This window comes from Azospirillum oryzae (genome assembly GCF_008364795.1).
Classification (GTDB): Bacteria; Pseudomonadota; Alphaproteobacteria; order Azospirillales; family Azospirillaceae; genus Azospirillum; species Azospirillum oryzae.
This window is the reverse complement of record NZ_VTTM01000003.1, coordinates 464,724-477,771: the sequence shown is the minus strand read 5'-3', so window position 1 is coordinate 477,771 and position 13,048 is coordinate 464,724. Positions and strand designations below refer to the sequence as shown.

Annotated in this window: 12 protein-coding genes; 6 read left to right on the top strand and 6 right to left on the bottom strand. The window is 67.9% G+C overall.

Features of this window, described 5'->3' with window-relative positions; genetic code table 11:
• The 4 genes from FZ938_RS13590 to FZ938_RS13575 all read left to right on the top strand — a co-directional run.
• Positions 1-321, top strand: a 321-nt coding sequence (locus FZ938_RS13590) for an ATP-binding cassette domain-containing protein (protein WP_486187576.1), incomplete at its 5' end; no start/stop codon positions are given.
• 3 nt (positions 322-324) lie between these two features.
• Positions 325-1,035 carry an ABC transporter ATP-binding protein gene (locus FZ938_RS13585; protein WP_012978041.1) on the top strand — a complete coding sequence of 237 codons (711 nt, stop codon included), beginning with the start codon at positions 325-327 and terminating at the stop codon, positions 1,033-1,035.
• 1 nt (position 1,036) lies between these two features.
• A complete protein-coding gene (locus FZ938_RS13580; RefSeq protein WP_149199008.1) occupies positions 1,037-1,390 on the top strand; it encodes a DUF6867 family protein in 354 nt (117 codons plus the stop codon).
• A 367-nt stretch (positions 1,391-1,757) separates the two neighbouring features.
• On the top strand, positions 1,758-3,443 hold the full coding sequence (locus tag FZ938_RS13575) for a methyl-accepting chemotaxis protein (protein ID WP_149199007.1): 1,686 nt from the start codon (positions 1,758-1,760) through the stop codon (positions 3,441-3,443).
• A 14-nt stretch (positions 3,444-3,457) separates the two neighbouring features.
• Here the strand turns inward: FZ938_RS13575 and FZ938_RS13570 are convergent, their stop codons facing one another.
• The 3 genes from FZ938_RS13570 to FZ938_RS13560 all read right to left on the bottom strand — a co-directional run bounded on the left by FZ938_RS13570 (position 3,458) and on the right by FZ938_RS13560 (position 7,151).
• Entirely contained in the window at positions 3,458-4,126 is a 669-nt protein-coding gene (locus tag FZ938_RS13570; RefSeq protein WP_149199006.1) for a hypothetical protein, read from the bottom strand.
• Positions 4,127-4,156: 30 nt separating this feature from the next.
• Positions 4,157-5,575, bottom strand: coding sequence for a selenium-binding family protein (locus FZ938_RS13565; RefSeq protein WP_149199005.1), 1,419 nt, complete (start codon positions 5,573-5,575; stop codon positions 4,157-4,159).
• A 397-nt stretch (positions 5,576-5,972) separates the two neighbouring features.
• Entirely contained in the window at positions 5,973-7,151 is a 1,179-nt protein-coding gene (locus FZ938_RS13560; RefSeq protein WP_149199004.1) for an acyl-CoA dehydrogenase, read from the bottom strand.
• A gap of 258 nt (positions 7,152-7,409) precedes the next feature.
• On the opposite strand from FZ938_RS13560, the gene FZ938_RS13550 reads away from it, so the two are divergent.
• Together FZ938_RS13550 and FZ938_RS13545 are read left to right on the top strand one after the other, a co-directional pair.
• Complete coding sequence (locus FZ938_RS13550; protein ID WP_149199002.1) at positions 7,410-9,128, top strand: VTT domain-containing protein; 1,719 nt, start codon at positions 7,410-7,412, stop codon at positions 9,126-9,128.
• A 40-nt stretch (positions 9,129-9,168) separates the two neighbouring features.
• A complete protein-coding gene (locus FZ938_RS13545) occupies positions 9,169-9,819 on the top strand; it encodes a DUF1345 domain-containing protein (protein ID WP_149199001.1) in 651 nt (216 codons plus the stop codon).
• A gap of 58 nt (positions 9,820-9,877) precedes the next feature.
• Here FZ938_RS13545 and FZ938_RS13540 read toward each other — a convergent pair whose 3' ends face one another.
• The 3 genes from FZ938_RS13540 to FZ938_RS13530 all read right to left on the bottom strand — a co-directional run bounded on the left by FZ938_RS13540 (position 9,878) and on the right by FZ938_RS13530 (position 13,002).
• A complete protein-coding gene (locus tag FZ938_RS13540; RefSeq protein ID WP_425492000.1) occupies positions 9,878-11,035 on the bottom strand; it encodes an alpha-hydroxy acid oxidase in 1,158 nt (385 codons plus the stop codon).
• Between the two features lie 31 nt (positions 11,036-11,066).
• Positions 11,067-11,903, bottom strand: a complete 837-nt coding sequence (locus FZ938_RS13535; protein WP_246457288.1) for an IclR family transcriptional regulator — start codon at positions 11,901-11,903, stop codon at positions 11,067-11,069.
• 166 nt (positions 11,904-12,069) lie between these two features.
• Positions 12,070-13,002 carry a dihydrodipicolinate synthase family protein gene (locus FZ938_RS13530; RefSeq protein WP_149198999.1) on the bottom strand — a complete coding sequence of 311 codons (933 nt, stop codon included), beginning with the start codon at positions 13,000-13,002 and terminating at the stop codon, positions 12,070-12,072.
• Between the last annotated feature and the right edge of the window lie 46 nt (positions 13,003-13,048).

Below are 13,048 nucleotides of genomic sequence, written 5' to 3'. Positions count from 1 at the left end.
CTGTGCCTGGACGAGCCGGCGGCCGGCCTGAACCCGCGCGAGTCGGGCGAGCTGGCCGAGATCCTGACCTTCATCCGTGATGTGCAGACCCCGCAGGGCCACCGGACCGGCGTTCTGCTGATCGAGCATGACATGAGCGTGGTGATGCGCATTTCCGACCATGTTGTGGTGCTGGACTATGGCCGGAAGATTTCCGACGGCGATCCGGAGCATGTGAAGAACGACCCGGCGGTGATCCGCGCCTATCTGGGCGAGGACGAAGACGAAGCGCTGCCGCCGGAAGTCGCGGCGGACCTCAATCTTGCCCAGAAGGGGGCCTGAGCCATGTTGAAGGTATCGGGCGTCCATACGTTTTACGGCGCCATCGAGGCGCTGAAGGGCATCGACATCGAGATCGGCGCCGGCGAGATCGTCTCGCTGATCGGCGCGAACGGGGCGGGCAAGTCGACGCTGCTGATGACGATCTGCGGCAGCCCGCGCGCCCGCCAGGGCCGGGTGTTCTTCGAGGGCGAGGACATCACCGACCTGCCCACCCACGAGATCGTGCGGCGCGGCATCGCGCAAAGCCCGGAAGGCCGGCGCATCTTCCCGCGGATGACGGTGCTTGAGAACCTGCAGATGGGCTCGATCGTCGCCCAGCCCGGCAGCTTCGAGCGCGAGCTGGAGCGGGTGCTGACGCTGTTCCCGCGGCTGAAGGAGCGCATCAACCAGCGCGCCGGCACGATGTCGGGCGGCGAGCAGCAGATGCTGGCGATCGGCCGTGCACTGATGAGCCAGCCGCGCCTGCTGCTGCTGGACGAGCCGTCGCTGGGTCTGGCGCCGCTGATCGTGAAGCAGATCTTCCAGGTGATCCAGGAGATCAACCGGGAACAGAAGATGACGGTGTTCATGGTCGAGCAGAACGCCTTCCACGCGCTGAAGCTGGCGCACCGGGCCTATGTGATGGTGACGGGGAAGATCACGATGACGGGGACGGGGGCGCAGCTGCTGGCCGACCCGGAGGTGCGGTCGGCCTATCTGGAAGGGGGGCATTGAGATGGAGACGATCCTTGGCTCTTCCGTTCCGGTCTTCGTGTTCCTGACGCTTCTGGTGTTCGGCGGCTGCGGCGTGCTGACCGGCCAGACGCTGGCGGAGGGCTGGAAGCCGGTGTCGAACGTCCTGGCCTACTCGCTGCTGCTGGGGGTGGGCGACCGTTTCCTGGCCTGGGGCCTGTTCGGCGAGCAGCTGCTGGCGCCGTGGGGCTTCATCGTCCACACCGTGGTGCTCGGCCTCATCACGCTGACGGCGCATCGCATCGCCATCGCAAGGCGCATGGTCAACCAGTATCCGTGGCTCTATGAGACCGCCGGACCCTTCGGCTGGCGGGAGCGCAATCCGGCCCGCGGCTGAGACGCTATGATCCTGGGGTGTCCGGTCCCCATAGTGAGCCCGGACACCCCAGGACAACGCACAACCAAAAGAACAGAAGCCGGATTAGCGATATATCCGGCATTGAAAGGCGCCGCTCCGTCAATGAAACGGCGGCGTCTTCACTTTGGACGCGTCCGCCCACGACTTTGGGATTGCCATGACAACTGGCAACCATCCGAAAGTCAGAGAAGAAGATCATGGCGCAGACCATGACGCTCCGTTACAATACCATTTAAATTTTGCAGTTCGTTGACGCTTCGACAGCGAACGCCGGTCATTCCGGCGGCTGATCCGTCATGCCTTGACGGTCGATGCGACGCGAAGGCGGCATGGGAAGGGCAAGAGCATGGCAGTGGACAAGGCGGCCGCATCCCGGCCGCGTCGGTTCTGGAGCGTCGGGCGGAAGGTGACGGCGGCCTTCGTCGCGGCCATCGTCGGCGGATTCATCGTCATCATGGGGCTGCAGGCCAAGATGCAGTACGACGACGCGGTGCGGCTCGCCACGCACGACGCCCGCGTCAAGACGGACATGCTGGCCAACGCCACCAAGACCAGCTTCGTCGCGGGCGATGGCGCCTCCATTGAGACGGAGTTCATGCCGCTGGCCGACAGCCACGAAGTCCAACTCGCCTCGCTGCGCGCCGCATCGGCATCGGCGACGCTGGCCGACTTCTCCAACCCGCGCTTCGCCAAGTACGACCTGAAGGCCGACCAGGATCTGGTCGAGGCGGTGCTGGCCGGCAAGGGGGCGCAGACCCGCTCGGCCAAGGGCCACATCGTGGTGACGGTGCCGGTGGTGACCGGCAAGAGCAACCGGCTGGTCGGCGCCCTGCAGATCGCCTGGAGCCTGGACCAGCAGATCGACGCCATCGCCACCCAGATGCGCAACCAGATCGCCATCTGCCTGATCGCGCTGGTGGTGCAGATCGCCTTGCTGAACGTCCTGCTCGGCCGCATCGTCATCCGCCCGCTGCGCGCCATGTCGGCGGCGATGGCGAAGCTGGCCGACGGCGACACCGCCGTCGAGGTGCCCGGCAACGGCCGCTCAGACGAGATCGGCGCCATGGCCGGCTCGGTCACCGTCTTCCGCGACAACGCCCGCGCCATCGAGCGCATGCACGCGGCCCAGGCCGAAGCCGACGCCAGGGCGGAGGCGGCCAAGCGCGCGGCCCTGCTCGACCTCGCCGACCGCTTCCAGGGCACGGTGAAGCGTCTGGTGGAGGGCATCGCCGAGTCGGCGTCCGGCATGGCCGACAGCGCCGACCGCATGGCGGTGGTGGTGGGCGAGGCGTCCAGCCAGACCCGCAACGTCGCCCGCGAATCCGACGACATCCAGTCCAACGTCCGCTCCGCCGCGGCGGCGGCGACCGAACTCGCCAGTTCCATCGGCGGCATCACCGAGCAGGTCGGCCATTCCGCCCGCATCGCCGGCGAGGCGGTGTCCCATGCCGACCGGACCAACGCCACCGTCCAGGGGCTGATCGCCAATGCCGAGCGCATCGGCCAGGTGGTCGGGCTGATCCACGCCATCGCCAAGCAGACCAACCTGTTGGCGCTGAACGCCACCATCGAGGCCGCCCGCGCCGGGGAGGCCGGCAAGGGCTTCGCCGTGGTGGCGACCGAGGTGAAGGGGCTGGCCGACCAGACCGCCAAGGCCACCGACGAGATCGCCGCCCAGGTCAACGCCATGCAGTCGGTGACCCGCGAGGCGGCCGAGGCCATCGGCGCCATCGGCAGCACCATCACCGAGATCGACGGCATTTCCGGCACCATCACCCAATCGGTGCAGGAACAGAACTCCGCCACCCAGGAGATCGCGCGGGCGGTGGAGATGGCGGCGCTGGGCACCCAGGACGTGTCGGCGACCATCGCCGCGCTGGCCCACACGGCGGAAAGCGCCGGCAGCACGGCGCTGGGCGTGCAGGACGCCGCCCGCGGCCTGTCCGGCCAGACCCGCGCGCTGGCATCCGAGGTCGACCGCTTCCTGGCGGAGGTGCGCCAGCAGGCGACCGGAGATGTGAGGGCGGCGTGAGTTCCTGACGGACCTCACGCCAGCAGCAGGAATCCCGCCCCGGTGCCGATCAGGGCGCCCGCCCACAGCAGATCGAAATTCACCCAGCCGCGGCGCAGGATGCCGAGCCCGACGGTTTCGAAGACCGCCAGCCCGATGACGGCGATCACCGCCAGCATCGCCGCCATATGCACCAGAACCACCGCCAGCCCGGCCGCCGCCGATCCCAGTGCGGCGACCGGGCCGGTCATCTCCGTCCCCGGTCCGCACAGGGACAGCGCCATCAGCTGCGCCGGCGCCAGCATGCCCAGCAGCAGGGGCAGGATCATCAGCCCGGCCCCGTGGGCCGACGCCATCAGGAAGGACCAGAGCGTCAGCCCGGCAAAGCCGGTGCGCATGCCGACCCGCAGCCGGTGGCGGTATCCGCGCGCCAGCCGGTAGAGGCCGAAACCGATCAGGAGGGCGGGCGTGACCAGCCTCAGCGGGGCCGTCGTGACGACCAGCTGCAGGATGGCGAATCCCGCCACCACCACCAGCACCGACAGGGCATGGCCCAGCGCGATGGGGGGCAGAGCCCTGATGACGGCGCCCCGCCGCCCCTCCTGAAGGCCCAGCGCCACGGCAAAGAGCCATCCCATCGCCGGGTTTACTCCATGGAAGGCGCCGAGCCCGGCCAGCGCCAGCCATTGCCAAGGGTCATCCATGGAGAGGCGTCCCTCAGAGTGCGATCTCGGTCATGGATAGCAGTAGGAATCCGAAGAGGCGTCGCCCCCCTCCAGCCGGATCTGATGACCGCGGAACTCGTCGTCGAAGCGCAGGAAGAACCGCTCGTCGATGGTCAGGCCACCATCGGAGTCGGCATCGAGCTTGACCATCCAGCTCTTGATGCCGTCCGGATAGAACTGGTCGTCCCAGCTCCGGTACAGCGAGTTGGTGAAGTAGACCCGCTTGCCGTCGCGGCTGACCTCGACCATCTGCGGGCCGCCGTTGAGGTCGCCGCCATCGGCATCGCGGCCGGGATGACGGCTGCGCCCGACGATCCCTCCCAACCGCACCGAGCTGGTCAGCCTGGGCTGGAACGGATCGGACACGTCGTACCGCCGCATCTCCCCCGTGCCCCAGCAGGACACGTAGAGCCAGCGGTCGTCCAGCGACAGGTCGATGTCGGTGACGAGCGGCGGCACCGCCTTGAAGCCCTTGAGCATCGGCGGCAGCAGATCCGGGTCCGCCGGTTCGGCCGGGATGTCGATCACCTTCCGCATGGCCCACCGGCCGTCACCGTTCCCGCCGGTCTCGCGATGCCAGAGCCAGATCGACGAGGACAGGTCCGACAGGTTGACCACGGCATTCATGAACCCATGGGCCTTGGTCGGGTCGTGGGCCGGCCGCAGTTCCAGCGCCAGCTGGTATTCCGGCCCCAGATCGATGGTCTGCCGGTGCCGGCGCTTGCGCAGATCCCAGAAATGGACCTGATGGCCGTATTTCGCACCGAGCAGCAGTTCGGGGTTCAGCCCGTCCTCGATCATGTCGGGCGTGCCCCATTCGCTGGTGATCAGCGTGTCCTGGCCGAGATGCCACCAGACATCATAGGCCAGGAACTGCGGGCCGCGGTCGATCTCCCACTGGCCGAGCACCTCGAAGGTATCGTGATCCATCAGGAAGACGCCGCCGGGTCCGCCACCATCGCCCTTCCCGTTGCCGAGCGCGCTGACATAGATGCCTTCCGGTCCGCAATGCAGCGTGTGCGGGCGGGAATAATTGGCGCGCGCCGCGAGTTCCTCCGGCTCGATGACCTTGACGATCCTGGGGCTGGCCGGATCGGGCTTGGTGTCCAGGATGTGGATGCGCGAAGACCGCAGCCCGGGCACGATCAGGTAGCGCCGCTCAACATGCGGATGCGGGGCGTAGGGGCACAGGGCGGAACTGCAGGCGTTCCAGCCGAAATGGTGCAGCTCGTCGCCGACGTTCGGCATGTCGACCCGCCGGAGGAGCCGGCCGTAGCTGGCCGAGGATGGATCGACATCGACCACCCCCAGCGCATCCGGCCCCCCTCCGACATTCAGCATCGCCACATAGGCCAGCCGTTCCGATGGAGCCTGCATCGCCATGCGTGGCGAGGGGTAGAAGCTGGGATCAGGAGTCCAGGTTGCCATGGAAATTCCTCCCAAATCGGCATGCGCCGAATTGGAAAGAATACCTCAGCCTTGACAGACCACAGCGGAAGAAAAGGGAGTGGATTGTCTATATACCGCGCCGACAGTCACCCCAATTCTGAAGTAGTTTTTGGGGTGAACCGGCTGAGTCCTCTGGAACGCCCGGCACACAGTTGAAAAATTCCCGCCTCGGGACAAAGGAAGCCGGTGTCAGCAGAGAAGAGGGGCTTGCTCCGGGAATCCGCAACCACACCGATTCCCGCAAGGTCCCCGCGCATCCGCCGCATCACGCCGGCTCCCTTCCTCTCCCCGGCACCGGACGGATCTGAGATCCGCCCGATGCCGCCGGCAACGCATGCGTTGGCACGAGAGGCGGGAAAGGGGATGGACTTCCCGTTTAGAAGAACGCCTGCAGGCCCGTCTGCGCCCGGCCCAGGATCAGGGCGTGGACGTCGTGGGTGCCTTCGTAGGTGTTCACCGTCTCCAGGTTCACCATGTGACGGATGACCTGGAACTCCTCGGAGATGCCGTTGCCGCCGTGCATGTCGCGGGCGACGCGGGCGATGTCGAGCGCCTTGCCGCAGTTGTTGCGCTTGATCAGCGAGATCGCCTCCGGCGACCAGCTGCCGTCGTCCATCATGCGGCCGACCCGCAGGCAGGCCTGAAGGCCCAGCGTGATCTCCGTCATCATGTCGGCCAGCTTCTTCTGGACCAGCTGGGTCTGGGCCAGCGGACGGCCGAACTGCTTGCGGTCCAGCGTGTACTGGCGGGCGGCGTGCCAGCAGAACTCCGCCGCGCCCAGCACGCCCCAGGCGATGCCGTAGCGCGCCTTGTTCAGGCAGCCGAACGGACCGCCGAGCCCCGACACGTTGGGCAGCAGGTTCTCGTCGGGGACGAAGGCCTCGTCCAGCACGATCTCGCCGGTGATGGACGAGCGCAGCGACAGCTTGCCTTCGATCTTGGGCGTGGAGAAGCCCTTGGTCCCGCGCTCCACCACGAAGCCCTTGATCTTGTTGTCATGGGCGTCCGACTTCGCCCAGACGACGGCGAGGTCGGCGATGGGGGAGTTGGTGATCCACATCTTGGAGCCCGACAGCAGATAGCCGCCGTCGACCTTGGTGGCGCGGGTCTTCATGCCGCCGGGGTCGGAGCCGTGGTCCGGCTCGGTCAGGCCGAAGCAGCCGATCAGTTCGCCGGTGGCCAGCCGCGGCAGCCACTTCTTCTTCTGCTCCTCGCTGCCATAGGCGTAGATCGGGTGCATGACCAGCGACGACTGCACCGACATCGCCGAGCGATAGCCGCTGTCCACCCGCTCCACCTCGCGGGCGACCAGACCATAGGCGACATGGCTGACGCCCGGCCCGCCATATTCCTCCGGGATGGTGGGCCCGAGCAGGCCCAGCTCGCCCATCTCGGTCATGATCTCACGGTCGAACCGCTCCTCGCGGAAGGCGGAGATGACGCGCGGCTGCAGCCGGTCCTGGCAGTAGGCGCGGGCGCTGTCGCGCACCAGCTTCTCATCCTCGGTCAGTTGGGCTTCAAGGAGGAAGGCGTCGTCCCACTGGATGCTCTGCACGGTGCGTCTCCTGGTCGGGTGGCGGTTCGGCCGTCGGTGGTCTTTTGGCCGGTCATTTATTGGGACGCACTGTGCCGCGCCGGCGCCATAGCTGCAAACACATATTTTCTATCATCCCCATATCGTTTTGATATGGTCCAAAGGAAACAGTCGCTATGTCGCACGGTTCCATAAAAGTTTTAACGTGAAGCTTACCATTTCCTATGCAATTTTGCCGACGGCACCGTAACCGCCCCCTACCCAACGGACACCCCGCACGTGTTTGCTGCATTGCAACCAATAACCGCTTTCGCCGGTTTTCCCCTGTTGCTGGGCCTTGCTTTGCTTACGCTTCTGCACGAAGACGTTGCAATTGCGGTTGGAGCGAGCCTCGTCAGCGTCGGCACGGTCAGCATTGGCGTGACCGCCATCACGCTGCTGTGTGGGATTGTTATCGGCGATTTGTTCATTTATGTCCTCGGACTATTGTCGCTGCGGGTGTCATGGATCCGGCGGCGGACCGAAGGGCCTATGCTTGAACGCTGCCGCGGAGCCTTGCAGAGGAACCTGCTGCCGACATTGGTGACTTGCCGGCTGGTGCCCGGCGTCTTGTTCCCGACCTATTTCGCCTGCGGCGTGATGCGGGTGCCGTTCCTGCGCTTCATCGCCATCACGCTGGCGACCGCCGGGGTGCATGTCGGGCTGCTGCTGACGCTGATGACCTCGTCGCTCGAAGCGGCGGCGATCCAGGTGCAGGTGATCGGCATCGGCTGTGCCGCGCTGCTGATGATCCTGCGGACCAAGCGGGCGCAATCCGTCGTCCGCGCGCTGTTCGCCCGCATCCGGGCGGCGCTGGAACCGCTGCTGCCCGACGCCCTGCGCGATGCGCTGCACGGCAGCCCGACCCCGCGCGCCATCGTCCTGCCCGGCCTGCCGGTGGTGCCGGCCGGCGCCCCCACCATCGGCTGGGCGGAGCGCATTCCGCCGCTGCTGTTCTACATACCGCTGGTGGCGCAGTGGTTCGCGCTCGGCATCCGCCACCGCAGCCTGACGCTGCCGACCGCCGCCAACCCGTCGATCGAGGCCGGCGGCCTGCTGGGCGAGTCGAAGATCGCCTGCATGGACCTGATCGGGCCGCAGGCGCGCAAATGGGCGGCGAAATCCGTCGCCCTGGTCAACCGCCCGTCGCTGACCCCGACACAGCTGGAGTCGCTGGCGTCCGGCGCCGGGCTGTCCTTCCCGCTGGTCGCCAAGCCGGACATCGGCTGGCGCGGCATCGGCGTGCGGCTGGTGCGCGATGCCGCCGATCTCTGCACCTATCTCCGCGGCTTCCCGGCCGACGTCCGGCTGATCCTGCAGGAGCATGTGCCCTATGCCGGCGAAGCCGGCATCTTCTACGTCCGCAAGCCGGGGGAGCGGCACGGGCGCATCTTCTCCATGACCTTCCGCTATTACCCGCATGTGGTCGGCGACGGCCGCTCCACCCTGCGCCAGCTGATCGCCGCCGACCCGCGCGCCTCCTGGAAGGCGGACCTCCACCACGAGGCGCTGGCCGACCGGCTGGACGAGGTGCCGGAGGCGGGCCGCACGGTTCGGCTGTCGCTGGTCGGCAGCAGCCGCGTCGGCGGCCTCTACAAGGATGCCTGCGGCCATGTCACGGCGACGCTGACCGCCCGCTTCGACGAGATCGCCGACGAGATGCCGGGCTTCCATTTCGGCCGATTCGACGTCCGCTTCGCCTCGGTGGAGCGGCTGGCGGTGGGCGAGGATTTCCGCATCATCGAGGTCAACGGCGCCGGGGCGGAGGCCATCCACATGTGGGATCCGGAATTCAGGCTGGGCGACGCCTACGCGACCCTGTTCCACCAGCAGGCGCTGATGTTCGAGGTCGCCGACGCCTGCCGCGCCCAGGGTGCCCGGCCGCTGACCGCGCTGGAGCTGGTCCGCTATCAGCGCCGCCAGCAGACCTTGCTTCCGCTCTATCCCGCCTCCAACTGAAGCGCTGCAGCCTCGGCTGCAGGCAATCGTCGGAGTCGAGATGCGCGGCAGCCTGACCCATCTGCGCAACCGCCCGTCGCTCAGCGGGGCGCTGGCGATCGCCCTGTTGGCCGGGTGCGCCGCCGCCGTCTGGCTGCGGCCGACCACCGCAGTGCTGATCGGCTGGGATTGCGGGGTCGCCGTCTACATCCTGCTGGCCAGCATCCTGATGAACCGGGCCACTGTGGCCTCCATGCGCCGGCGGGCGAAGCTGCTCGATCCCGGCAAATGGGGGGTGCTGGCCGGGGCGGTTCTGGCCTCGCTCGCTGCCCTGGTCGCCATCGTGGCGGAACTGGTGTCGGCCAAGGGCTCCCCGCACGAGGGCGTGGCGGCGGTCCTGTCGGGGGTGACGGTCCTGCTGTCCTGGGGCTTCCTGCACGTCTTCTTCGCCCAGCATTACGCCCATGAATACTGGCTGGACGGCGAAGCGGACCGGGAGCGCAGCCTGGATTTTCCCGGCAACGACGCGCCGGACTACCTGGAGTTCCTCTATTTCAGCTTCACCGTCGGAATGACCGCGCAGGTGTCCGACGTGACCACCCGCGGCGCCGGCATGCGCCGCCTGGTGCTGATGCACGGCGCCCTGTCCTTCCTGTTCAACACCGCGGTGCTGGCGCTGGGCGTCAATCTGGCCGCCGGGCTGGTCAGCTAGAGTGCGATCGGTTCAGACGGAATCGTCTGAAGCGTGAATCGCACGGCAAATCAAAAGGCTAGAGACAATCACTGAGCCGGTTCAGCGGATCGGCCGCAGGTCGGCGACCGTCCGGCAGCCGAGCAGCGCCATGGTCCGGTCGAGTTCGTCCCGCAGGATCGCCAGCGCGTGTTCCGCCCCCGCCTGTCCACCGGCCGCCAGCCCGAACAGCGGCGCCCTGCCGAGCAGAACCGCCGCAGCACCTGCGGCCAGCAGCGTCGCTGCCGCGCCGCACGCCGCTGTCGGCCAGCACCGTCATCCGGTCGCCGACCGCGTCCATGATCCGCGGCAGAACGCCAAGCGGCGAGGGCGCGCAGTCCAGGTTGCGCCCGCCATGGTTGGACACCACGACGGCCTCGACCCCGGTCCCGGCCGCGCGCAGCGCATCCGCCGGCGCCAGCAGGCCCTTGAGGATGATCCGGCCCTGCCAGCGGCGGCGCAGCTCCGCCACGTCGTCCCAGTTCACCCGGTCGCACAGCCGGATCGGGTCGTGGGCGGCGGCGTCGCTGATGCGGGTGCGGAACTGCGGTGGATAATGGGCGTATCCCGGCCAGCCGCCGTCAGCGAGCAGGCGCAGCAGCACCCCGCCCGCCCAGGCCGGATGGCGCGCCACGTCCAGGGCGCCGCGCAGGGACGGCGTGACCGGCACGGTGAAGCCGTTATGCCGGTTGTACTCGCGTTTCGGCGAAACGGCGGTGTCAACCGTCAGGATCAGCGTATCGACGCCGCAGGCGGCGACGCGGTCGAGCAGGGCATGGGTCAGGCTGCGGTCGCGCCAGACATAAAGCTGGAACCACAGTTCGGCCCCGGCCTCGGCGATGGCCTCGATGCTGGTGATCGACTGGGTCGACACGCAGAAGGGAATGCCGGCGGCACGGGCGGCCCGCGCCAGCAGAACCTCCCCGTCATAACGGACCAGACCGGCGGCGGCGGTGGGCGCGATGACGAAGGGCAGCGGGCGCTCGCGGCCGAACAGCGTCACGCCGGTGTGGCGGTCGGCGCAGTCGACCAGCACACGCGGCGTCAGTTCGGCATGATCGAAGCCGTCGCGCAGCCGGCGCAGGGCGGTCTCGTCCTCGGTGCCGCGGTCGATATACTCGAACAGGCCGCGCGGCAGGAAGCGGCGGGCCTGATGCCGCAGTTCGTCGATGTTCAGGCATGCCTGATGGGCCGCCATCGGATCACCGCCTCCCGCGGGAAAGGACGCGTTATCTGGAATAGCTGCCGAACTTGTGGACGGAGATGGAGGCCGCGGCCACCTGCACATGGCGGGCGAGTTCCCGCTCGACCTGCTCCGGCGTCCAGCGCGTGGCCGGGACGGAGATGCTGAGGCCGGCCACGGCGCGACCATGCTCGTCGGTGATGGCGGCGCCGACGGAGATGTCGCCCATCACCGTCTCGTTGATCAGCAGGGCATAGCCCTTCTCCCCCGCCTCGCGCACGCGGGCGCGCAGACGGTCGGGGTCGCAGACGGTGAAGGGGGTCAGCGGGCGCAGGTCGGTGCGGGCCAGGATGTCCTCCCGCTCCTCCTCCGACAGACGCGACAGGATGGCGGTGCCGGACGCCGTGTAATAGGCGGGCAGGCGGCTGCCGACCATGAACTCGATGTTGACCAGATGCTTGCCGGGAAAGCGGGCGACGAAGACGATCTCGGCGCCGTCCAGCTCCTGCAGGTTGGTGGTCTCGCCGACGCTGCGGCTGATGTCCAGAAGGTAGGGAAACGCCTTCTCGATCAGTTCGTTGGCGCGCAGGTAGTTGTAGGAGAACTGCAGCAGCTTGGGCGTCAGCGCATAGTTGCGCGTGCCGTGGACACGGCGCAGATAGCCCAGCACCTCCAGCGTGTAGACCAGCCGCTGCGCGGCGCTGCGGTCCAGGTTGGCGGCCTTGGCGATCTCCGACAGTGGCATCTGCCGGTGCGGCCCGTCGAAGGCGTGCAGGATCTGGAAGGTCTTCTCGGTCGAGCCGACGAACAGCGAGGATTCGCGCGGGTCGGCCTTCTTCGTGTCCGGCTCCGCTGCCGCCGCGGCCGGGCCTGTTTCCGTCACGGACCCTTGCGCCTTCGGCATCCGTCCTGCTGTCCGCGTCATCGGCAATCCCCCAAGACTTCCTCATCCGACCGGGCCAGCGCCTTCACGCCATCGCCCGGCGCCTTCCGCGCTAACGCATAGCATCCGGCGGACCGATTGCCACGCGCCGCGCGGTTGCCACCCGTCATGCCGGCTGGGCGGCCGGCATTCCCTCATAGGTGACCAGCAGGCGCGACAGCTCGCGCCGCAGCGCCTGCTTCAGCGGCTCGGCCGGCTCGCGCAGCGGCGCCAGCATCGCCGGCGCATGCACGCCGACCAGATCCATCACCGCCTTCATCGGGCCGGGGTTGGTCTCGGCGAAGGCGAGGTTCATCATCGGGATCAGCGAGCGGTGGATCTCCAGCGCCTTGTCCAGCTTGCCGGTGGAGGCGAGGTCAAAGATCAGACGCCACGCCCGCGGCAGCAGGTTGGCCGTCACCACGATGCCGCCCCTGGCCCCGGCCGCCACCTGCAGCGGGAACAGCGTGTCCTCGCCGCTCAGCACCGCGAAGGAGGAGTCGACCCCCGCTACCGTCCGCAGGAAATGGTACATGTCGGTGTTGCAGGCCTTCATGCCGACGATCCGCTCGTGCCGCGACAGCTCGTGCAGGATCTCCGGATCGATGGCGATGCGGGTGCGGTAGGGGATCTCGTAGATCAGGATCGGCACCGGCGATTCGTCGGCATAGCGCAGGAAATAGTCGCGGATGCCGGCCTGCGTCGGGTTGGTGTAGTAGGGGGTCAGCACCAGCAGCCCGTCCACCCCCGCCGCCGCGAAATCGCGGCCGGCGGCCAGCGCATCGTAATAGCCGGTGTCGAGCACCCCGGCGATCACCGGCCCGCGTTTTTCCCCGGCCCCCGCCATCGCCTCGACCGACAGTTCGGCGAAGCGGATGCGCTGGTCCTTCGCCAGCGCGCCGTATTCGCCGGTGCCGCCGAGCGGGACCAGCCCGTCGATGCCCTGGCGGAACAGCCAGGAGAACAGCGCGCTAGAGGCCGCCACGTCGATGGTGCCGTCGGCGGTCACCGGCGTCGGGGTGGCGGGCAGAATGCCGCGAAGCTTCGTGGCGTCAAGCATGTCTTGTCCTTGGAAGAAGCGGGTGGTGATAAGCGGTTGGGGAGCC

Coding starts and splice junctions, on each gene's coding strand:
- FZ938_RS13585 (WP_012978041.1), top strand. CDS start 325: ATGTTGAAGGTATCGGGCGTCCATACGTTTTACGGCGCCATCGAGGCG.
- FZ938_RS13580 (WP_149199008.1), top strand. CDS start 1,037: ATGGAGACGATCCTTGGCTCTTCCGTTCCGGTCTTCGTGTTCCTGACG.
- FZ938_RS13575 (WP_149199007.1), top strand. CDS start 1,758: ATGGCAGTGGACAAGGCGGCCGCATCCCGGCCGCGTCGGTTCTGGAGC.
- FZ938_RS13570 (WP_149199006.1), bottom strand. CDS start 4,126: ATGGATGACCCTTGGCAATGGCTGGCGCTGGCCGGGCTCGGCGCCTTC.
- FZ938_RS13565 (WP_149199005.1), bottom strand. CDS start 5,575: ATGGCAACCTGGACTCCTGATCCCAGCTTCTACCCCTCGCCACGCATG.
- FZ938_RS13545 (WP_149199001.1), top strand. CDS start 9,169: ATGCGCGGCAGCCTGACCCATCTGCGCAACCGCCCGTCGCTCAGCGGG.
- FZ938_RS13540 (WP_425492000.1), bottom strand. CDS start 11,035: ATGGCGGCCCATCAGGCATGCCTGAACATCGACGAACTGCGGCATCAG.
- FZ938_RS13530 (WP_149198999.1), bottom strand. CDS start 13,002: ATGCTTGACGCCACGAAGCTTCGCGGCATTCTGCCCGCCACCCCGACG.